This window comes from Chitinophaga varians (assembly GCF_014529945.1).
GTDB lineage: Bacteria > Bacteroidota > Bacteroidia > Chitinophagales > Chitinophagaceae > Chitinophaga > Chitinophaga varians.
The window spans coordinates 1080228-1102390 of record NZ_JACVFB010000003.1 but is presented as its reverse complement, the minus strand read 5'-3'; the positions used below and the strand labels follow the sequence as shown (position 1 = coordinate 1102390).

Annotated in this window: 22 protein-coding genes; 17 read left to right on the top strand and 5 right to left on the bottom strand. The window is 46.6% G+C overall.

Annotation, left to right across the window (positions count from 1 at the left end):
- Positions 1-25: 25 nt before the first annotated feature.
- The 11 genes from secY to carA all read left to right on the top strand — a co-directional run bounded on the left by secY (position 26) and on the right by carA (position 8492).
- A complete protein-coding gene (gene secY / locus ICL55_RS18900) occupies positions 26-1366 on the top strand; it encodes a preprotein translocase subunit SecY (protein ID WP_168871757.1) in 1341 nt (446 codons plus the stop codon).
- 150 nt (positions 1367-1516) lie between these two features.
- Positions 1517-2317: a type I methionyl aminopeptidase gene (gene map / locus ICL55_RS18895; protein WP_168871758.1), complete on the top strand. Its 801-nt coding sequence runs from the start codon at positions 1517-1519 to the stop codon at positions 2315-2317.
- Between the two features lie 148 nt (positions 2318-2465).
- Positions 2466-2684, top strand: a complete 219-nt coding sequence (gene infA, locus ICL55_RS18890; protein ID WP_012789309.1) for a translation initiation factor IF-1 — start codon at positions 2466-2468, stop codon at positions 2682-2684.
- A 70-nt stretch (positions 2685-2754) separates the two neighbouring features.
- The gene (gene rpmJ / locus ICL55_RS18885) at positions 2755-2871 is read left to right on the top strand and encodes a 50S ribosomal protein L36 (RefSeq protein WP_073083232.1); all 117 of its coding nucleotides are present in this window, start codon (positions 2755-2757) and stop codon (positions 2869-2871) included.
- 58 nt (positions 2872-2929) lie between these two features.
- The gene (gene rpsM / locus ICL55_RS18880; protein ID WP_073083235.1) at positions 2930-3310 is read left to right on the top strand and encodes a 30S ribosomal protein S13; all 381 of its coding nucleotides are present in this window, start codon (positions 2930-2932) and stop codon (positions 3308-3310) included.
- A gap of 111 nt (positions 3311-3421) precedes the next feature.
- Positions 3422-3823 carry a 30S ribosomal protein S11 gene (gene rpsK, locus ICL55_RS18875; protein WP_078666997.1) on the top strand — a complete coding sequence of 134 codons (402 nt, stop codon included), beginning with the start codon at positions 3422-3424 and terminating at the stop codon, positions 3821-3823.
- Between the two features lie 154 nt (positions 3824-3977).
- Positions 3978-4583 (top strand): 30S ribosomal protein S4, encoded by a 606-nt coding sequence (gene rpsD, locus ICL55_RS18870; protein WP_078666998.1) that lies wholly within the window; start codon positions 3978-3980, stop codon positions 4581-4583.
- Positions 4584-4650: 67 nt separating this feature from the next.
- On the top strand, positions 4651-5646 hold the full coding sequence (locus ICL55_RS18865) for a DNA-directed RNA polymerase subunit alpha (protein WP_168871759.1): 996 nt from the start codon (positions 4651-4653) through the stop codon (positions 5644-5646).
- 148 nt (positions 5647-5794) lie between these two features.
- Positions 5795-6289, top strand: a complete 495-nt coding sequence (gene rplQ / locus ICL55_RS18860) for a 50S ribosomal protein L17 (RefSeq protein ID WP_188100066.1) — start codon at positions 5795-5797, stop codon at positions 6287-6289.
- Positions 6290-6418: 129 nt separating this feature from the next.
- On the top strand, positions 6419-7243 hold the full coding sequence (locus ICL55_RS18855) for a hypothetical protein (protein WP_188100063.1): 825 nt from the start codon (positions 6419-6421) through the stop codon (positions 7241-7243).
- Between the two features lie 136 nt (positions 7244-7379).
- Positions 7380-8492 (top strand): glutamine-hydrolyzing carbamoyl-phosphate synthase small subunit, encoded by a 1113-nt coding sequence (gene carA / locus ICL55_RS18850; protein ID WP_188100060.1) that lies wholly within the window; start codon positions 7380-7382, stop codon positions 8490-8492.
- A 683-nt stretch (positions 8493-9175) separates the two neighbouring features.
- Here carA and ICL55_RS18845 read toward each other — a convergent pair.
- Positions 9176-10375 carry a pyridoxal phosphate-dependent aminotransferase gene (locus tag ICL55_RS18845; RefSeq protein ID WP_188100058.1) on the bottom strand — a complete coding sequence of 400 codons (1200 nt, stop codon included), beginning with the start codon at positions 10373-10375 and terminating at the stop codon, positions 9176-9178.
- 109 nt (positions 10376-10484) lie between these two features.
- The gene (locus tag ICL55_RS18840) at positions 10485-10877 is read right to left on the bottom strand and encodes a DUF1573 domain-containing protein (RefSeq protein ID WP_188100055.1); all 393 of its coding nucleotides are present in this window, start codon (positions 10875-10877) and stop codon (positions 10485-10487) included.
- A 225-nt stretch (positions 10878-11102) separates the two neighbouring features.
- Here ICL55_RS18840 and ICL55_RS18835 point away from each other — a divergent pair, with 225 nt between their 5' ends.
- The 3 genes from ICL55_RS18835 (at position 11103) to ICL55_RS18825 (ending at position 15671) form a co-directional block, all read left to right on the top strand.
- Entirely contained in the window at positions 11103-13481 is a 2379-nt protein-coding gene (locus ICL55_RS18835; protein WP_246496432.1) for an alpha-ketoacid dehydrogenase subunit alpha/beta, read from the top strand.
- 221 nt (positions 13482-13702) lie between these two features.
- Positions 13703-14668, top strand: coding sequence for a D-2-hydroxyacid dehydrogenase (locus ICL55_RS18830; protein WP_188100051.1), 966 nt, complete (start codon positions 13703-13705; stop codon positions 14666-14668).
- Positions 14669-14942: 274 nt separating this feature from the next.
- Entirely contained in the window at positions 14943-15671 is a 729-nt protein-coding gene (locus tag ICL55_RS18825; protein WP_168871767.1) for a response regulator transcription factor, read from the top strand.
- Between the two features lie 77 nt (positions 15672-15748).
- Here the strand turns inward: ICL55_RS18825 and ICL55_RS18820 are convergent, their stop codons facing one another.
- Together ICL55_RS18820 and ICL55_RS18815 are read right to left on the bottom strand one after the other, a co-directional pair.
- Positions 15749-16459, bottom strand: a complete 711-nt coding sequence (locus ICL55_RS18820; protein ID WP_188100049.1) for a YebC/PmpR family DNA-binding transcriptional regulator — start codon at positions 16457-16459, stop codon at positions 15749-15751.
- 178 nt (positions 16460-16637) lie between these two features.
- Complete coding sequence (locus ICL55_RS18815; RefSeq protein ID WP_223151500.1) at positions 16638-18071, bottom strand: amino acid permease; 1434 nt, start codon at positions 18069-18071, stop codon at positions 16638-16640.
- A gap of 250 nt (positions 18072-18321) precedes the next feature.
- Here ICL55_RS18815 and ICL55_RS18810 point away from each other — a divergent pair, with 250 nt between their 5' ends.
- The 3 genes from ICL55_RS18810 (at position 18322) to ICL55_RS18800 (ending at position 21687) form a co-directional block, all read left to right on the top strand.
- Complete coding sequence (locus ICL55_RS18810; RefSeq protein WP_188100044.1) at positions 18322-19638, top strand: dicarboxylate/amino acid:cation symporter; 1317 nt, start codon at positions 18322-18324, stop codon at positions 19636-19638.
- Positions 19639-19686: 48 nt separating this feature from the next.
- Positions 19687-20373 carry a DedA family protein gene (locus ICL55_RS18805; RefSeq protein ID WP_188100041.1) on the top strand — a complete coding sequence of 229 codons (687 nt, stop codon included), beginning with the start codon at positions 19687-19689 and terminating at the stop codon, positions 20371-20373.
- A 78-nt stretch (positions 20374-20451) separates the two neighbouring features.
- Positions 20452-21687 (top strand): MFS transporter, encoded by a 1236-nt coding sequence (locus ICL55_RS18800; protein ID WP_188100039.1) that lies wholly within the window; start codon positions 20452-20454, stop codon positions 21685-21687.
- Here the strand turns inward: ICL55_RS18800 and ICL55_RS18795 are convergent.
- Entirely contained in the window at positions 21684-22145 is a 462-nt protein-coding gene (locus ICL55_RS18795) for a MarR family winged helix-turn-helix transcriptional regulator (protein ID WP_188100037.1), read from the bottom strand. The genes ICL55_RS18800 and ICL55_RS18795 overlap by 4 nt on opposite strands.
- Positions 22146-22163: the final 18 nt, after the last annotated feature.

Genomic DNA, 22163 nt, shown 5'->3' with positions numbered 1-22163 from the left:
AGCGCTATTAAACCTTTATCTTCCTGTGAAGAAATTTATCGAAACGATTAAGAATATCTGGAGTATCGAGGACCTGCGTAATCGCATCTTAACTACCCTGCTCCTGGTCCTCATTTACCGTGTTGGATCCTATATAGCCTTGCCCGGTATTGATGCAAACGCGCTCAGCAACTTTGAAAAAAATTCTAACCAGGGCATTCTGGGGCTGGTAAACATGTTTGCCGGCGGATCGTTTTCAAGGGCCTCCATTTTTGCGTTGGGTATCATGCCCTACATCTCCGCCTCCATTGCTATTCAGTTGCTGACCATAGCAGTACCTTATTTCCAGAAATTACAGAAGGAAGGTGAAAGCGGCCGCAAAAAAATCAACCAGTATACCCGTATACTTACGGTGGTGGTAACCGGATTCCAGGCAAGTGCTTACGTAGCTTATCTCCGTAATCAGTCAGGTGGCGCTATTATTCCAGAATACGGAACCTTCTTCTTCTGGCTCTCTACCACTATCGTCCTCACAGCAGGTACCCTGTTCGTGATGTGGCTCGGTGAAAAGATCACAGATAAAGGTATTGGTAACGGTACTTCCATTATCATCATGATGGGCATCCTCGCCCGCCTCCCACAAGCCCTGATCGGGGAATTCTCCTCTAAAGTGGCCGGCTCCGGCGGTCCGATCCTCTTCCTGATCGAAATCGCGGTGTTTATCATGATCACCGTGGGCCTTATCCTGCTCGTTCAGGGTACCCGGAAAATTCCTGTTAACTACGCAAAACGTATTGTGGGCAACAAACAATACGGCGGGGTTCGCCAGTTCATTCCCCTCAAGGTGAATGCTGCCGGTGTAATGCCGATCATCTTTGCCCAGGCTATTATGTTCATCCCTGCTACGGCCATCGGTTTCGCTACCAGCTCTGAAAGCGCTTCCGGTTTCGTTCGTATCTTCAGTGACCACACTAATGGCTGGTACAACCTGATCTACGCTGTTCTCGTGATTGTATTTACTTATTTCTATACTGCGCTGATCTTCAACCCCACTCAGATGGCGGATGAAATGAAACGCAACAATGGCTTCGTTCCCGGTGTTAAACCCGGTAAAGCGACTGCTGATTACATCGGTGCTGTAATGGACCGCATTACCCTCCCGGGAGCATTTTTCCTGGCACTCGTGGGTATTATGCCTGGTCTGGCAGCTGCCTTCAAGATCAACAGCAACTTCGCCACCTTCTTCGGTGGTACGTCCCTCCTCATCATGGTAGGGGTTATCCTGGATACGCTACAACAGATCGAAAGCCAGCTCCTGATGCGCCACTACGATGGCCTCATGAGCACCGGCCGCATCAAGGGCAGAACTGCCCCGGCTAATGCTTAAAATGATTGTTCGCCCGGTGCGCTCCGGCGCCTGACGCGACAAACGCAATAAAATAGCCACAAGAGCTTTTACGCTTTGGTGGCTATTATATTTTGTTAAGGCCGTCAAACGCCCCCTTAAAAGGGCTGGACCGCTAAAAGTTTACGAAAGATGATTCACTATAAGACGAAGGAAGAAATAGAGCTGATCCGTAAAAGTGCCCTCCTCCTCAGCGCTGCCCTGGCAGAAGTGGCGAAAGCCCTCAAACCAGGGATGACGACACTCGACGTGGACGCGGTGGCGGATAAATTTATCGTGGAAAACGGAGCCGTGCCTTCGTTTAAAAACTATAAAGGTTTCCCCAACGCCTGCTGCATTTCGGTGAACGAGGCAGTGGTGCATGGTATTCCCAACAAACATGTGCTGAAAGACGGTGATATCCTCACGGTGGACGTAGGCGTGTATATGAACGGTTTCCATGCTGACAGCGCCTATACTTTCGCTATCGGTAACGTGCCGGAGAATGTGCGCCGCCTCATGGCTGCTACCAAAGCTTCTCTCTATAAAGGCATTGAAAAAGCCGTTATCGGCAACCGTATCGGGGATATCTCCTATGCCATTCAGGAATATACCGAAAAAGAACGCGGTTACGGCGTAGTAAGGGAACTGGTAGGGCATGGCTTGGGACGCCATCTCCATGAAGATCCGCAGGTGCCTAACTATGGCAAACGCGGTAGCGGTCCGGTGATCAAAGAAGGACTGGTCATCGCCATCGAACCGATGATCAACCTCCGTACCAAGGACGTGGAATACCTGGAAGACGGCTGGACCGTGGTTACCCGCGACAGAAGTCCGTCTGTTCACTTTGAACACACCGTAGCGGTAGGAAAAGGCAAGCCCGATATCTTGTCTTCCTTCACAGAAATCGAAAAAGCGGAGAAAAACAACCCGGAGCTGAATACAAATTACTAATATCTGTTAGTGTATTTGATTAGTAGTGAAGGGGTTTTATATAGCGACAGACAGGCATTAATGACCGGATCGGCAATATTAATAATAATTAAGGGAAATTTTTCTATTTCAAAAGATAAATGCTATCTTTGCAGTCCTAAAAATTTTTATGGCAAAACAGGCACTCATTAAACAGGATGGAATTATATTAGAAGCCTTGTCAAACGCTATGTTCCGTGTAAAACTGGAAAATGGGCACGAGATCCTGGCCACCATTTCTGGAAAAATGAGAATGCACTACATACGCATTCTGCCAGGAGATAAGGTGGGAGTGGAGATGAGCCCATACGATTTGTCAAGGGGCCGTATAATTTTCAGATACAAATAGGCGGGACCCGGATTCGTGCATTAAGGCAGATAAATTAACAAATAATATAACCTTTTATAAAATAATCATCATGAAGGTAAGAGCTGCAATCAAAAAAAGAAGTGCGGATTGTAAAATAGTTCGTAGAAAAGGTGTTCTGTTGGTGATCAACAAAAAGAACCCTCGTTTCAAACAACGTCAGGGATAATCTGTTCCCCCACGGAATTTGATTTTTTAATCAGAATCATAAAATCTAAAATATAAATATGGCACGTATAGCCGGTATAGATCTTCCTAAAAATAAAAGAGGAGAAATTGGCCTCACCTATATTTTTGGTATAGGCCGTTCTACCGCCCAATATATCCTGAACAAGGCGGAAATTGATGTAAACAAGAAAGTGAAGGATTGGAATGACGATGAACAAGCTGCCATCCGTAACATTATCAACGGCGAGTTTAAGGTAGAGGGTCAACTGCGTTCTGAAGTACAAATGAATATCAAGCGTCTGCTGGATATCGCTTGCTACCGTGGTCTGCGTCACAGGAAAGGCTTACCGGTAAGAGGTCAGCGTACACGTACCAACAGCCGTACCCGCAAAGGTAAACGTAAGACAGTGGCTGGTAAGAAAAAAGCAACTAAGAAATAATAAATAATCCCAGGTTGGAATCCCAAATTCCCAAACGAGGGGTTTGGTTTCGATGTCAACAGGATCGGAAGATTTGGGATCTGGAATTTCATATTTGGAATTTAAATCATTATGGCAAAAGCAAATAATACAAAAACTGCTGCTAGTAAAAAAAGGGTAGTAAAAGTAGACAACTACGGAGACGTACACATCTCCGCCAGCTTCAATAACATTATTGTGAGCATCACCAACAAGCATGGTCAGGTTATTTCCTGGTCTTCTGCTGGTAAAATGGGCTTCAGAGGTTCTAAAAAGAACACTCCGTACGCCGCTCAGCTGGCTGCACAAGATGCTGCTAAAGTTGCTATGGACGCCGGTCTGAAAAGAGCAGATGTATTTGTAAAAGGCCCAGGAGCAGGTCGTGAGAGCGCTATCCGTGCTATCGCTAACTCCGGTATCGAAGTGAGCATGATTAAAGACGTTACGCCTTTACCGCACAACGGTTGCCGTCCTCCCAAGAAAAGAAGAGTATAGTCAGCTATCATAACAGATTCCAGATACCGGACTTCAGCAGAAGTTGGGTATCTGGACTTTGTAATTTATATTTATAATTGGGTGTATGATCAGGTTTTCAGATTTTTTGAAGAGCATACATCATTAACTAAAAAATCTAACTTATATTTAAATCATGGCAAGGTATACAGGCCCAAAGACCAAAATTTCCAGAATTTTTGGCGAACCTATCTTAGGTAATGGTAAATACTTAGGTAAAAACAGTAACCCTCCGGGTCAGCACGGTGCTAACCGCAAACGTAAACAACTGGGCGAATACGCACTGCAGCTGAGAGAAAAACAGAAAGCCAAATACACTTATGGCCTGCTGGAAAAACAATTCCGCAACCTGTTCGATGAAGCTACCCGCAGAAAGGGCGTTGCCGGTGAAGTATTGATTAAACTGCTGGAAGCACGTCTGGACAACACCGTTTTCCGTCTGGGTATCGCTCCTTCCCGTCCTGCTGCCCGTCAGCTGGTATCCCACAAACACATCACCGTTAACGGTATCGTGGTGAACACACCTTCTTTCCAACTGAAACCAGGTGACGTTATCAGCCTGAAAAACAAAACTGCCAACAATACCGCTCTGACCAGCGTTATTCGTGGAAAGAATCCTAAATTCAGCTGGCTGGATTGGAACGAAAAAGAAATGAAAGGCGTATTCATTGCTTATCCTGAGAGAGAGAGCGTTCCTGAAAACATCAAGGAACAACTGATTGTAGAATTGTACTCTAAGTAATAAATATTAGTCCATGGCTATTGCCATGGACTAACTTCATATTTAAACTAATAAATCTATCATATCAATGGCAATTTTAAATTTCCAGAAACCTGATAAGATCGTATTGCAGAAGTCTACCGACTTTGAAGCTCAATTCGAATTCCGTCCATTAGAACCAGGTTATGCTGTGACTATCGGTAATGCGTTGCGTCGCGTACTGTTGTCTTCTTTGGAGGGCTATGCCATTGTGGGTATAAAAATTGAAGGCGCCGATCACGAATTCGCTACACTCAGAGGTGTTACCGAAGACGTTACAGAGATCATCCTGAACCTGAAACAGGTTCGTTTCAAGAAGATCGCTGAAAACGACGTAACGAACGAAAAGATCACCCTGTCCATCAAAGGCAAAACAGAATTCCGTGCCGATATGATCGAAAAAGCCACCAGCGCTTTCCAGATCATGAACCCGGAACTGCTGATCTGCACCCTGGACCCTTCTGCCAAACTGGATATCGAACTGACTATCGGCAAAGGCCGCGGTTACGTGCCAGCAGAGGAAAATAAACCCAAAGATGCAGTATTCGGCTACATCGCTATCGACTCTATCTTTACGCCCATCAAAAACGTAAAGTACAGCATAGAAAATACCCGTGTGGAACAAAAAACCGACTATGAAAAACTCATCATGGAAGTTGTCACAGACGGTACCATCCATCCGGAAGAAGCAGTAAAACAGGCTTCCCGCATCCTCATTCAGCACCTGATGATCATCACCGATGAAAACATCAGCTTTGATACCAAAGACGCTGAAAAAGAAGATGTAGTGGACGAACAAACACTGCAACTGCGTAAGATCCTGAAAACACCACTGGAAGATCTCGATCTGAGCGTGCGTGCATTCAACTGTCTGAAAGCAGCGAAAATCAACTCTCTGAGCGAACTGGTACAATACGAACAGGAAGAACTGATGAAGTTCAGAAACTTCGGCCAGAAATCCCTCAGCGAAATCGAACAAGTGCTCGGCGAAAGAGGCCTGCACTTCGGTATGGACCTGTCCAAACTGAAACTCGAAGAAGAATAAAATCATTTGGGGATTTTTTGATGTACGATTTTGGAATTGGCGAAAACCAGCCAAAACCATAAATCAAAAAATCCCTAAATCGTACATCCTTTTATAAAAAGTACCTTACAATTCCTGACACGGTGTAAGGGGTAAAACAACAAATGTCATGCGTCACGGAGTTAAATTAAACAAATTAAGCAGAACTGCTGCCCACCGCAAAAGCCTGATGTCTAACCTGGCTTGCGAACTGATCAGCCACAAACGTATCACCACTACCCTCGCAAAAGCGAAAGCACTGCGTGTTTACGTTGAACCGTTGCTCACAAGAGGCAAAAACGATACTACCCACAACCGTAGAATCGTGTTCAGCTACCTGCAGGACAAAGAAGCTATCAAAGAACTGTTCGGTGCGATCAGTGAAAAAATAGCGACCCGTCCTGGTGGTTACACCCGTATCATTAAGCTGGGTAAACGTCATGGGGATAACGCAGAAGTTGCCCTGATCGAGCTGGTTGATTTCAACGAAATCTACGGTGCTCCGACAGAAAAAGCTGCTGCTAAGAAAACCCGTCGTGCCGGTGGTGCGAAGAAGAAAGCTGACGCTGCTGCTCCTGCTGCAGAAAAAGCTGCCGATACCACTGAAGAGAAATCAGCTGAGTAATCGTACTTTACGATACATAAAAGGACAAAGCCCCGCTTTGTCCTTTTTTTATGGCTAAATAAATATATTTATTTTGTAATATTATGGTGTGTTTCCCTGCGGGGAATAATCAACACCTAATCTTTGCCTATGAAATACCTGCTTTGCGGGAGCTGCTCGCATGCTAATCCCCTGAAATCCGAATACCTCACTTTCTGTGACCAATGTGGCAAAAAGCTGCCCAATACGTTCTCCGACTGGCGAAAAGTCCACCCAATGGGATCTTTTTCAGAATATCAACACACGGTGGGCATCTCCATAAAAGAAAAAAAGCCCAACCGGACCTCCTCCTGGTTCAAAAGACAATTGCAACCGGCCAATAAAGGGAAGGTTATCGTGTTTTTTTCACTGGTATTGGTACTGCTGGCCACGGCCGGCACCCTCTTCGGCAAAAGGGCAGTATTTACACTGCTGTATGCCAAAGTACCCAAATCTTATCTCTACTCCGGTTGGCAAACAGCCACCATTGGTCGCCAGGCACTGGAAATCAGCACCCCGGTGAAGCTGTGGATACATGACCAGCCGCTGGACCCGGAAATCGCTAAGGCGACGGAATATGCCAAAAGCTATCGGAACGAGGAGGGGGGCGGTATCCGGATCACCGTGAATATGTACAGCTATTTTGAGAACGTGGCCAATACCCTCGAAAATGCTAAAGCCGACAGTCGCCATGCAATGGAGCAGGATGACCAGTCTGATATCCATTCTAAAACCATCCCGGTGTTGATTTCCGGCATGCAGGGCCAGCTAGAAGAAGGTAATTACCTGTATAAAGGCGGTATCCGCCTGGCATTCCAGCACCTGGTGGTGGTAAAAGGAGCCAACCGCTGGGAGATACAAATTCACTATCGGGATGACGACCCCATCGGTCCGCAAGTGGCCCAGCGCGTGCTCAAGTCAGTAAAAATTAAATAACCGGGGCGAAAGGCAAAAAAAATCTGTAATTAAACCTTGCATTTCATAACTTTGCACGGTTTTTTATCCGAACCTTCAGGGCGTACTAACCCTTGAAGGTTTTTTTTAAAATATAAAACAAGAACAGATACCAGAAATGCCTCAGACAAGAACCATCCAGCCTGCCATACTGTTGCTCGACGACGGTACGGTTTTTCAGGGAAAAGCTTTTGGGAAAATTGGCACTGCCGCCGGTGAATTAGCTTTCAATACCGGTATGACGGGTTACCAGGAAGTGTTTACAGACCCTTCTTACAAAGGACAGGTACTTATCATGAACAACTGCTACATCGGCAACTACGGCACCCGTAAAGATGACGTAGAAAGCGGCAGTGTGAAGATAAGTGGTCTGATTGCGAAAAATATCGCGTACAACTATTCCAGAAAGATGGCAGACGAATCGCTGGAAAAGTTCCTGACCGATAATAACCTGGTCGCCATTTATGATGTAGATACCCGCGCGCTGGTGTCCCATATCCGCAGCAAAGGTGCTATGAACTGCATCATCTCCTCCGAAACCCTCGATGTGGAGCAGCTGAAAACACAGCTGGCGCAGGTTCCTTCTATGGAGGGACTGGCACTCTGCCAGGAGGTGACTACCGCTGAGCCTTATTATGTCGGTGATCCGGAAGCGGAGATCCGTATTGCGGTAATGGACAACGGTGTGAAAAGAAACATGCTGAAATGCCTGTCCGACAAAGGCGCGTACCTGAAAGTATTCCCAACGGACACCAAATTTGAAGTGTGTGAAGAATTTAAACCACATGCTTACTTCATTTCCAACGGCCCCGGCGATCCGGCTCCCCTGAAATATGCAGTGGATACGGTAAAACAAATCCTGGCTGCTGAAAGACCGATGTTCGGCATCTGTCTTGGCCACCAGCTGCTGGCACTGGCCAATGATATCCCGACTTACAAAATGCACCACGGGCACCGCGGCCTGAACCACCCGGTTAAAAACCTGAAAACCGGTCTGTGTGAAATTACCACCCAGAACCACGGTTTTGCAGTAGATGCCACGGCGGTAGCAGCCAGCGAGCAGGTAGAAGTAACACACATCAACCTGAACGATAATACCGTAGAAGGTATCCGTATCAAGAACAAACCGGCTTTCTCCGTGCAATATCACCCGGAAAGCACTCCTGGTCCGTTCGATTCCCGCTATCTGTTCGATGATTTCTTCGAAATGATCAAAGCGAATAAGAAATAAGACAGGTTAACAAGACTGCAATATAACTGAGACGGTCCCGAGGAATCGGGACCGTTGCATTTTAAAATTCCACGTTATGAAAACAAACGAAAATACTATGCAACGAGGCATTAGCTTTTCCGCCGTTTTATTACATAACAATATTATAAAAAAAAGGTGTGTAATGTTGAATCGGGGTGGTGAAAATTTTAGCAAACAAGACTAAAAAGGAGATTTTCGGCAGTTTCAGGCTGAAAACCGGCATATAAGGACAAAAAAATACGGCTCTGTGATCAGAGCCGTTTGCCTTTATAAATTCCACGTTATGAAAAACTGATACAAAAATACGATATTTTGCTAAAACGTTTTAGTAAGCTTTATACTTTTTACAGATTGCTGATAATTCTCTTTCTGTAAAGTGATCCAAAGTTCGCTCCAAAAAAACGTTTGTTGAAATTCTCCAGGTTAAATTTTTCTTAAACAAGTTTAGATTTTGCAATCTATCGTATATGTAAATATTTTTATTTGTGTTTATTTTTGTGTTTTTTGTTGTTTCTACATCAAATATACAAAAGAAAAGATGAAAAAAACAAGAGGTGAATGTTAAAAAATGATGAATTGAGACGAAAAACAAAATATATAATTTTATATAATGTGTTTTTAGTTCTCTATTCTTCTTTTCTGCTCCTGGTTTTTTCATTGAATTATTTGTCGGTACGGCCAGGATATACTTCCAGCGCTTTCTCCAGACAAACTATTGCATGACGAATGTCGTCACGGTTCAGCACATAAGCTAACCGCACTTCCTGTTTGCCCAGGCCGGGAGTAGCATAAAAACCGGTCGCCGGAGACATCATCACCGTTTGTTTTTCGTATTCAAAAGATTCCAGCATCCACTGGCAGAACTTATCGGAGTCATCAATAGGCAGACGTGCCATGGCATAAAAAGCACCACCCGGATTAGGGCAGAAAACGCCCGGGATCTTATTCAGACCTTCTACCAGCACATCACGACGGCTTTGGTATTCTGCTTTGATACCATCGAAATAGTCCAGCGGCAGGTCTACCGCAGCCTCACCTGCGATCTGTGCAAAGGAAGGAGGGCTCAAACGGGCCTGCGCAAACTTCATCGCAGCGTCCAGCACTGACTGGTTCTTGGTTACAAAAGCACCGATACGGCCGCCACAGGCGCTGTAACGCTTGGAGATGGTGTCCATCAGGATCACGTTGTCGTCCATTCCTTCCAGGTTCATGGCAGAGAAGTGGGTACCCGCGTAACAGAATTCGCGGTAAGCCTCATCAGAGAATAAGAACAGGTTGTGTTTCAGGCACAGCTGTTTCAGTACTTCCATTTCTTCCCTGCTGTACAGGTAACCGGTAGGATTGTTGGGGTTACAGATCAGGATCGCTTTGGTGCGCGGCGTAATAGCTGCCTCAAATGCTTCCATGGCAGGCAGCGCAAAGCCGGTTTCAATATTGGCAGTAATCGTCTTGATCTTCACTTCAGCTTCTACCGCAAAACCATTATAGTTAGCGTAGAATGGCTCCGGTACAATCACTTCATCACCCGGGTCCAGGCAGGCCATAAATGCAAAGACGATGGCTTCAGAACCGCCGGTGGTGACGATGATCTGGTTGTGGTTCAGCGAAACGTCGAACCGTCCGTAATACTCTACCAGTTTGCGGCGGTAGCTTTCGTTACCTGCGCTGTGGCTGTATTCCAGGACTTTGAACTCAGAATGACGCACGGCGTCCAGCACCGGTTTCGGGGTCTCGATGTCGGGCTGTCCGATGTTCAGGTGATATACCTTCACACCTCTTTTCTTGGCTGCTTCGGCGAAGGGAACAAGTTTTCTGATGGGAGAAGGTGGCATCAGCACACCTCTCTGGCTAATGGTAGGCATAAAATTGTTTTGATCTTTTGCCCTGCAAAGATAGGGGTTAGGCAGGGCAACAAAAAAACCTTACAGCGCGCTGCTGTAAGGTTTTTAAAATATTTTTTTTAACCTAAAACTAGTTGTTGGCTACGGTACCGGTCAGGTGCAGTTCTTTGTCCTGATCCACGCCCTTGAACTTCACCCAGATGGTTTTGTTCTGCTGGCCTAAACCGTTGGCGCTGTAGTTGGCAGTGATCTTACCTTTTTTACCAGGCAGGATCGGCTCCTGTGTCCATTTCGGTGTAGTACAGCCACAGCTCGCACGTGCAGCTTCAATCAAAATAGGTTCTTTAGAAATGTTCGTGAACTCAAAATCAACAGTTACCGGTTTATTCAGTGCTGTTTTTCCGAAATCAACAGTTTCCTTCGCAAATTTTACTTTCGTGTCTGCCGCATTTGGCTGAGACTGTGCCCACAAAGCTGTAGTAATCAACAAGCTGGCGAATAGGGACAAGATGAATTTTTTCATTTTCATATGATGGTTTTAGCGCGACTGGTTAAAAAATATAAATTTCTTTTTGACCAAGGACAAATTTACGGCCAAAAAGTAATTGTTACCTTGTAATTTATTAAAATCTTATTAAAAAAAATCAGATTATTTTAAATGCACAGCAGCGAGCGATTTTTCAACTGTATAATTAACCTTACTTTTGTACTTTAACCAAGAGGCATGATAGAAAATAAAGCACTATCTATGAATATAGAAAGCCGGTTGTCATTCGAAGAATTCCGCAAGGAGGTATTAAATGACTACAGGTTGGCCTGCGAAAGCAGGGAAGTTAGTCTGCTGGCCCGCCGGGAAGTTCTCACGGGCAAGGCTAAGTTTGGCATCTTTGGGGATGGTAAAGAGGTGGCACAGGTGGCGATGTCAAAGTATTTCAAGCCTGGTGACTTCCGCTCCGGTTATTATCGCGACCAGACCGTTGCATTTGCTACTGGTATCGCTACCCCCGAACAATATTTTTCGCAGTTATATGCTGATCCTGATCAGCAGCACGATCCGTTCTCCAGCGGCCGGCAGATGAACTCGCATTTTGCGACGCCCAACCTCGGCAGCGATGGTAACTGGCTCAACCTGATGGAGATGAAAAACTCCGCCACGGACATGGCGCCTACTGCCGGACAGATGCCTCGTGCGCTGGGACTGGCATATGCCTCCAAAATGTTCCGGGAAGCAGAATCGCTCCACGATCTAAAACATCTCTCTGATAACGGCAACGAAATCTGTTTCGCTACTATCGGTGACGCCTCTACGTCGGAAGGGCATTTCTGGGAAACCATGAATGCTGCAGGCGTATTGCAGGTGCCACTGGCTGTTTTCGTATGGGATGACGGCTACGGTATCTCCGTACCGCGTAAATACCAGACTACCAAAAACTCCATCAGCGCCGCACTGGAAGGCTTCCGCAAAGCGGACGGCACCAACGGCTTTGATATTTATAACGTGAAAGGATGGGATTATGCCGGTATGTGTGAAGTATTTGAAGCGGCTATCCGCAAAATACGGGAAACACATATCCCTGCATTATTCCACGTGGAAGAAATCACGCAGCCGCAGGGCCACTCTACCAGCGGTTCTCACGAACGCTACAAAAGCAAGGAACGCCTGTCCTGGGAAAAAGAATTCGACTGTAACCTCAAAATGAGGTCCTGGATCTTGGAAAATGCGCTGTGTGATGAAGAAACACTGGTGCAGATTGAAGCTGCTGCTAAAACTACTGCACAGGACGCCCGTAAAGCGGCATGGGAAAAATATATTACGCCCATCAAACAGGAAGTACTGCGTTTTGTGGCACTGGCCACACCGCTCACAGCAGTGTCTGGCGTTAACGCTGAACTGGTAGCACAGCAGATACATGAGTTGCAGGCTAACCGGGAACCACAGCGCAGGGACATCCTGAAAGCGGCTGTCACTATTCTGGTAAGGCACCGTCAACAGAAAACAGATCCGGCAGTACAGGCTTTACAGCAGTACTACGATCAGTACCTTCAGGAAGAAAAAGAAAATTACAACACCTATCTGCACGCAACCGGCGCTAATTCGGTACTGAATGTACCGGTAGTACCGGCGGAATATAACGATGACGCCACTACGCTCAACGGTTATGAAGTGCTGAATAAATATTTCGATCAGCTGATCACCAACAATCCGAAAGTGTTTGCCTTCGGAGAAGATGTGGGTAAAATCGGCGACGTTAACCAGGCCTTTGCAGGATTGCAACAGAAGCATGGTCCGGTGCGTATAACGGATACGGGTATACGTGAATTAACGATCATGGGCCAGGGTATCGGTATGGCACTGCGTGGCCTGCGGCCTATTGCGGAAATCCAGTACCTGGATTACCTGCTGTACGGTCTGCAGCCATTGAGCGATGATGTGGCCTCTCTGCAATATCGCACCAGGGGCATACAACATTGTCCGATCATCGTGCGTACCCGTGGCCACCGGCTGGAAGGCATCTGGCATAGTGGGTCCCCGATGGGCATGATCATCAACTCGCTCCGGGGCATGAACGTATGCGTGCCACGCAACATGGTACAGGCAGCCGGTATGTACAATACGCTGTTACAGGCCAATGAGCCGGCGCTGGTGATTGAATCACTGAATGGTTACCGCCTCAAGGAAAAGTTACCATCCAACCTCGAAACATTCACGGTACCAATGGGTATTCCGGAAGTGCTGAAAGAAGGCAGCGACGTGACACTGGTAACGTATGGTTCTATGACCCGCATCGTGGAAGAGGCGATGGTGACCCTTGAAGAACTGGGTATTTCCTGTGAATTGATAGATGTACAGACATTGCTGCCTTTTGATATTCATCACAGCATTGTGCAATCACTGAAGAAAACCAACCGTATCGCCTTCATAGATGAAGACGTACCCGGAGGTGCCACTGCTTACATGTTCCAGCAGGTGATGGAGCAACAGGGCGGCTACCGTTGGCTGGATGTGGCCCCGCGCACACTGACAGCGCAGGCACATCGTCCGGCTTATGGCTCTGATGGCGATTATTTCTCCAAACCTAATACAGAAGATGTAGTGAAAATGGTTGTGGAGATGATGGAAGAATAGAAAATAAACTTGCTTATAATTGGCGAAGCCACCGTACATGCATCCAATCTGCATATGCGGTGGCTTCTGTTTTAAATTTAATCAAGCAGTTATTGCAAGCTTAGTATTTTGCTATTATGGCGCAGCAAAGGTGTGGCATTTTTTCAAAGTGCAGAACGGTAGCAGGCTGAGTTAATAATTATTTAATTCATCATGTATATTTAACGAACAAACAGAAATATATGAAAAACATAGTTGTACTGGACGGATATGCTTTAAATCCTGGTGACCTGGACTGGGCGCCACTGCAGGCTTTGGGAAAGGTGACCATCTATGATCGTACGCCGGCAAATCTGGTGGCGGAACGGGCAAAAGATGCGCATATACTGCTGACCAATAAGGCGATCGTTAGCGCGGAAACGATCCATAACCTGCCTTTCCTCGAATATATCGGGGTAATGGCTACAGGGTATAATGTGGTGGATATTCCTGCCGCTACGGCCCGGAAAATACCTGTTACGAATGTTCCCGCTTACAGTACTGCTTCAGTGGCGCAGCTTACTTTTGCATTAATATTGGAATTGTGTTACCATACCGGTTTACATGCTGAAAGTGTGAGAGCCGGCGAATGGGCTTCCAGCGTGGATTTCAGCTATTGGAAAACGCCGCTGACCGAACTGGAAGGCCGTACGCTTGGTATTGTAGGGTTTGGGCAGATAGGACAGGCGGTGGCGAGGATCGCACTGGCTTTTGGAATGAAAGTGATCGCCAGTCATAGACACCCTGAAAGAGACAAAATGGAAGGGGTGACTTTTGTGGACCAGGCCACCTGTTTCCGGGAAGCGGATATTGTGTCATTACATTGCCCGCTGAATCAGGAGAACCGGGAGTTTGTGAATGCATCTTTACTGAAAACGATGAAGAAAACAGCATTGTTGATCAATACCAGCCGGGGGCCGCTGATTCAGGAGGCCGATCTGGCAGAGGCGTTAAGAGAAGGGGTGATAGCAGGAGCGGGGCTGGATGTGCTTTCCACAGAGCCGCCCGCGGCAGATCATCCGCTGGTGCAGGCGCCGGGAACTATTATTACACCACATATCGCGTGGGCAACGCAGGCGGCACGTGGCCGGTTGATGCGCGTGGCAGTAGAGAATGTTCGTCAATATCTCCAGGGGAAAGGTCAAAATAATATCAATAAAATACAATAAAATATTATTTTGATATTTTTTTCATGTGTTTGTATATTTAAGTAATCCTCTTATAAATAACTATTAATTTTTGTCTGAAGAATGAATAAGCTGAATAACTCCTGTAACTTGAACAGAATGGTCACCGGTTTTAGTATAATTTTGAAAACGTATAATTTACCCTTATAGAATTAAAATATATAAAAACGGGACAGTACCTTCTGGTACCGACTGCGTTTTTAAGAAGGGGGAAGTCGCTAAATTCAGGAGGTCACCTTCAAAATTCAACCGAAATATGAAATCACGTATTCTATTGGTAGAGGACGATGAATTTTTTGCCAAAGTGCTCAAGCGGCAGCTGGAGCGTGCCAATTTTGAAGTAACGCATGCCATCGACGGACAGGCCGGTTGGGAGAAATTCCAGGAAACGATTTTTGATTTATGCATCCTGGACGTAGTAATGCCCAGGAAAGACGGTTTTACACTGGCGGGAGAAATACGGGCCACGGATTTTAATATCCCCATCGTATTTACTTCTTCCCGTTATATGGAGCAGGACAGGTTGCAGGGGTTTGATATCGGGGCGGATGATTACCTGGTAAAGCCCTTCAATACGGATGAACTGATCAGCCGTATTAAAGTCTACATTAAACGCAGCCGTCTGCTTCGAAGTGAGAAGCGGATTGTCTATACAGTAGGTAACCTTGTTTTCGATTATTCCCAGCTTCAGCTGCGGCATAAAGACAATGAGGTAGAGAATCACGTGCGGATCGCTCCCAAGGAGGCGGAATTACTGCGCTATCTGTGTGAAAACTCTAATAAAAAACTAAAAAGGGAGCATATCCTGGCGAGTGTCTGGGGAGCTGACGGTTACCTGGCACAAAGGGTAATGGACGTTTACCTGAGTCGCTTACGCCGGCATATTGCCATGGATCCCTCTATCCGGATAGAAACCTTTCACGGAAAAGGACTTATGCTGGTCATCAACGAGATGGACCGCACCCACATCATTGAGAAGGCTTAGCGCCTGATTGTTTTTTAAACCTGAAATAGAAACGTCCCGGCATTTGCCGGGACGTTCTTTTTTTATGGAAATAACCTTTATTTCAGATTATAGAATACCTGCTGTACGTCATCATCCTGTTCCAGACGATCTACCAGTTCCAGTACTTCTTTGGCCTGTTCTTCATTCAGTTCCACGGTGGTGGTAGGAATGCGTTTCAGCTCAGAGCTGGTCACTTCCAGTCCTTTGTCTTCCAGCGCTTTGGCCATATTGCCAAATTCATTGAAAGCAGCCCGGATAATGATGTTGCCTTCACTGTCTTCTCCGATTTCTTCCAGACCGAAATCAATCAGTTCCAGCTCCAGTTCTTCCAGGTCCTGGCCTGCATTTTTCACTTTGAATTCACCTACACGGTTGAACAGGAAACCTACAGAACCACTGTTGCCCAGCGCGCCGCCACCTTTGGTGAAGTGCATACGGAGGTTGGCTACAGTACGGGTGGTATTGTCAGTCGCAGTATCGATGATCACCGCCACGCCATGAGGGGCGTAACCTTCGTATACTACTTCCTCGTAATCAGTCTTGTCTTTACCCATCGCGCGTTTGATAGCCGCTTCCACACGATCTTTAGGCATGTTGGCGCTTTTGGCGTTGAGTATGCAACGGCGCAGTGCAGGGTTGTTGTCGGGGTCAGGGCCACCATTTTTTACTGCAATAGCGATTTCTTTACCGACTCTTGTGAATGCTTTGGCCATCCTGTCCCAGCGGGCAAACATGGTTGACTTTCTTACTTCAAATATCCTTCCCATAATGGGTTATAAATTAATTATTTGTGAATGATAACAATTGGAGGTGATTTACCTCAAAAGGCTAATAAAGATGCAAATTTAGAGAACTTTCCGCGAAAATGGAGCCCTTTTATAACAGAAAACCGCCCGGGAAAAGTGGCCGGGCGGTTTTCTGTAAATATCGTTGGTGACGACAGGATCACAATTTCTCAACAACGCTCTGTTGTTCGTTTTGCTGTCCGATCTTACTGTTTTTCTTGCTGTAGGCAAAGTAGATGATGAAACCGAGGCCCATCCAGATAGCCAGTCGTAACCAGGTATCCCATGGCAGCGCGCCCATCATGACGATGCAGATAATGATACCCATGATCGGAACAAAAGGCACCAGCGGTGTTCTGAACGGTCTGGGGGCATTGGGCTGCTTTTTGCGCATAATGATGATACCGATACATACCAGCACAAACGCGAAGAGTGTACCAATGCTCACCATCTCACCCACCACGTGCACCGGCACGAAAGCGGAGAACAGGCTTACAAACACCATGAACAGGAGGTTGGATTTATACGGCGTGCGGTATTTCGGATGTACATCAGAGAAGGTTTTAGGCAGCAAGCCATCTTTGGACATGGAATAGAACACACGGGACTGTCCCATGAGCATTACCAGGATCACAGAGGTATAACCTGCCAGGATAGCGAGGATGATGGCTTGTTGTAACCAGCCGTACGGTGTTTTCGCAATGGCGATCGCTACCGGTGCGGCGCTGTCTTTAAATTCTTTGTAGTTGGCGAGGCCGGTCATCACGTGTGCAAACAGCACGTACAGTATGGTACAGATGACCAGTGAGCCCAGAATACCGATAGGCATATCTTTCTGCGGCTTTTTCGCTTCCTGTGCCGCAGTAGATACCGCGTCGAAACCGATGAAGGCGAAGAACACCACGGCAGCACCCCGTAATACGCCGGAAATACCGAAGTGGCCGAAGCCCTGGTTTTCAGGAATATAAGGATGATAGTTGTCCGGGTTTACATGGTTCCAGCCCACAGCAATGAACACCAGTACCACTGTTACTTTCAGGGCTACCAGCAAGGCATTGGTGAAGGCTGATTCACGGGTACCACGGATCAGCAGCATGGAGAGTGCGCCTACGATCAGGATAGCCGGGAAGTTCATGTACCCGTGTACGGTAGAGCCATCCATCAGCGTAACGGTTTCAAAAGGAGATGCCGTCAGCTGTGCAGGCAGATGAATATTAAAGTGATGCAGGAATTTCACCAGGTACTGCGACCAGCTAATGGCTACGGTAGCCGCGCCCAGTGCGTACTCCAATACGAGGTCCCATCCGATGATCCATGCCATGAATTCACCCATGGTAGCGTAGGAGTAGGTATAAGCACTTCCTGCAATAGGAATCATGGAGGCAAATTCGGCATAGCAAAGACCTGCAAAAGCGCAACCAATGGCGCCTACGAGGAAAGAGATAGTAACGGCGGGGCCGGCATTGTTGGCTGCTGCCAGACCAGTCAGGGAAAACAGACCTGCGCCTATGATAGCGCCTATACCCAGCGCAACAAGGTTTGTTGCGGATAAAGATCGTTTCAGTCCTTTCTCTGACTCGCTCGCCTCATTCATGAGCTGATTTAAAGACTTGGTTCTGGAAAATAGAAGACCCATACAAAAGAAAAGTTGTGGTTGATGTTTTAAGGTAGTTTAGTTCTGTTGTGTTGTACGTCGATCGTCAAATATAATATCTAAAATCTAGATCGGATACTTTTATTTTGCCCTGAAACGCTTATTTGTACCGGCAGAACCTTATTTTTGGGAAATTTTCCGGTTACAACAATTATTAAATTTTTTAAAGAAGAAAAAATCCTGGCGTTGCATGAAGAAATCATCAAATAGGCTTACTCTGTTCATTTTTATTGCCATGTTGGTGGGCATCAGTACTGGTTATGCGGTTTGGCTGGCTTATGCTGTTCCTGCTGATCAGCTTGTGAAACCCGGCGGAGTGGCCACCATTGCTCAAAGCGACGCCCCTCAGGTTTTTGCTGACAGGATTTCCATTCTGACAGATATTTTCCTGCGACTGGTAAAAATGATTATTGCTCCGCTGGTGTTTTCCACACTGGTAGTAGGCGTGGCCAAGATGGGCGACATCAAGGCTGTAGGCCGCGTAGGAGGCAAGACCATGCTGTGGTTTATCAGTGCAACCTTTGTATCATTGTTCCTGGGTCTGGTGCTGGTAAATATCATGAAGCCCGGCCTGTCTCTCAATCTTCCGCTGCCCGATACGCATGCCAGTACAGGCATTGCCAAGGCAGATATGACACTGAGAGGGTTTTTCCACCATGTGGTGCCGGATAGTGTGATTGAAGCCATGGCTAAAAATGAAATTCTGCAGATCGTGATATTTGCGATTTTCTTTGGCGTGGCAGCTGCCGCCATTGGTGAGAAAGCGCAGCCGGTAGTGAAACTGATGGACAGCGTGGCGCATATTATGCTGAAAGTGACCGGCTTTGTCATGAACTTCGCCCCGTTCGCGGTATTTGGCGCAATGGCCGCTATCATCGCCACCAAAGGGCTTTCTGTTCTGCTGGTGTATGGTAAATTTATTATCCAGTTTTATCTGGGCCTGTTTAGCTTATGGATCGTACTGGCATTGGTAGGATGGCTGATACTCGGCAAACGGGTGTTCCGCCTGCTGGGTGGTATCAAAGATCCGCTGTTACTGGCTTTCGGCACTGCCAGCAGTGAAGCGGCGTATCCACGTACCATGGCTGAACTGGAGAGATTTGGCTGCGACAACCGTATTGTAAGTTTTGTATTACCCCTGGGCTATTCCTTTAATCTGGATGGCTCTATGATGTATATGACGTTTGCCAGCCTGTTTATTGCACAGGCTTATGGCATGCACCTGGGTATTGATCAGCAGATCACGATGCTGCTGGTATTGATGATCACCAGTAAAGGTATCGCGGGCGTACCAAGGGCTTCCCTCGTGGTAATAGCCGGTACCCTGTCCATGTTCCATATTCCGGAAGCAGGATTGTTGCTGCTGCTGGGGGTGGACCATCTGCTGGACATGGGCCGTTCTGCTACCAACGTAATTGGTAACGCTATGGCCACTGCGGTGGTGTCTAAATGGGAGAATAAGCTGGGACCGGGCGATGATAGCAATGGGATTTTAGTTAACAAATAGATAACAGTTTTATTCTTATTTTACCGATTCTGAACAGAATTTATTAGCATGGACCAGATTTTAGAGTTTTTTAAACACCTCATTAATCCCTCGTGGATTATTGAACACGGAGGCCTGTACCTGTTACTGGCGATTATTTTTGCGGAGACCGGTTTATTTATTGGCTTCTTTCTTCCCGGCGATTCCCTGCTCTTTGTAGCAGGCATATACAGTGCAGATCTCTGCCGGAGTTTCTTCGATATGCCGTTTTTTGTTGTGATGCTGCTGATTGCGCTGGCTGGCGTACTGGGTAATATGGTAGGCTTCTGGTTTGGCAATAAATCCGGTCCCCTGTTATTTAAAAAGAAAGATACTTTCTTCTTCAAAAAGAAACACCTGCATCAGGCGCATGACTTCTTTGTGAGATACGGTGGCGGCGCTATTTTCCTGGCCCGTTTCCTTCCCATTATCCGCACCTTCGCTCCCATTGTGGCAGGTATGGTGCAGATGGACAGAAAGAAGTTCATGCTGTTTAATGTGATTGGTTCCTTCTCCTGGGTATTTTCCATGATGCTGGCAGGCCACTATCTGGACAAATTCTTTCCCAATCTGAAAAACCACCTGGAGCTGATCATACTCGTGATCATTGTGATCACTACATTACCGGTGATTATTAAACTGATTTCCGGAAAAGTGAAACATCATCCTGATCCGGACCAATCGGAAGTGACCAATACCTCCGATACAACTTTATAAGAATTTTTGAAAAATGGGCTGTAACTGGCCCATTTTTTTTATTTTAACCGTTATTTATTTTATCAACCAAAGTTCCACATGAAAACTGATAGCCGCCCGGCTTCTATCTTTAACATCGCCGTGATCGTTGCATCACTGGGTTATTTTGTAGATATCTATGATCTGCTTCTTTTTACCATCGTACGTGTTCCCAGCCTGAAGGAACTGGGATTGCCACAAAATGAAATAGACGCCGGCGCCGGCCTGTTGCTGATTAATATTCAGATGCTCGGCTTGTTGATAGGCGGCATTGTCTGGGGTATTATCGGTGATAAAAAAGGGCGTTTGAGTGTGCTGTTCGGTTCCATTCTCATTTATTCCGTGGCCAATATTGCCAATGGTTTTGTCCATAGCATCAACGGATATGTTTTATGGCGTTTCGTTGCCGGCTTTGGGTTGGCGGGAGAACTGGGAGCTGGCATTACACTGGTATCGGAGATCCTGCCAAAAGAAAAGCGTGGTTATGGTACCATGATTGTAGCCACAGTGGGCGTTTCGGGGGCAGTAGCTGCCAATCTGATCGCTAAACTGGTGGGCGACTGGCGTATCTGTTATTTCATAGGGGGTGGTCTGGGCCTGTGTTTGCTGATACTGAGGGTAAGTGTGATGGAATCACATATGTTTAATGCCGTACGTACTTCCACTACGGCCAGGGGGAGTTTTCATGCCTTATTTACCAACCGGGACCGGTTTCTCAAATACCTGAAATGTATCCTGTTAGGGGCACCTACCTGGTTTGTGGTAGGTATCCTGATTGCTTTCTCCAATAAGTTTGCGAAGGAAATGAATGTAGCCGGCGCCATTAGCCCGGGTGATGCCGTGGCTTTCTGTTATGCAGGACTTACCCTGGGTGATTTCTCTTCCGGTTTACTCAGTCAGTTGTGGAAAAGCCGGCGTAAAGTGATGTTGGTGTTCCTGGCGTTGACGGGAGCCATGGTGGCCGTGTACCTGAATATGTTTGGGGCAGCCACCTGGGTGTTTTATACTGTTTGTTTTATTCTTGGTTTCAGTGTTGGTTTCTGGGCCATTTTTGTCACTATTGCAGCCGAGAGTTTTGGTACCAATCTGCGGGCCACGGTGGCCACTACCGTACCTAATTTTGCGCGGGGCATGTTACCCCTGATATCCCTGTTGTTTGTGCAGGTACAAAGTTATTTTACTTTTCTGCAGAGCGGTGCAGTCGTAGCCGTGGTATGTATCGGTATTGCGATGGTTGCAGCCTGGAAAATTGAAGAAACTTTCGGGAAAGACCTGAATTATCTGGAAGAAATTTAGTGATACGCTTCCAGCATTTTGTCCAGCAGTTTATTCAGCTGACTGAGTTCTTTTTCGTTTAGTGCTTTGAACATGTCATTGAGGTGACTGATTTCTGTATCGATGGCGCTGAGCAGTTCCAGGCCTTTGGCAGTGATTTTTACGTCTACTGCTCTTCGGTCGAGTTCACAACTTTTACGTTCCACCAGATCTGCTTTGCGCAGTCTTTCCACGAGGCGCGACACATCGCTCATTTTGTCGAGCATACGGTCTTTCAACACATTGATACTGGCTGCTTTGGGGTGTTGTCCGCGAAGGATGCGCAGTATATTGTACTGCTGCATGGTGATGTCGTAACGTTTGAAAAACTGCTGATGGCGGGAGGTGATCCAGTTGCCGATGAAGATGAGGCTCACGAGTCCCCGCTGATGTTCATCTCCGAAATTTTTTTGTGTGATTAGTTTTTCAAGATTTGACATACGCTGTTGCTATGAGTT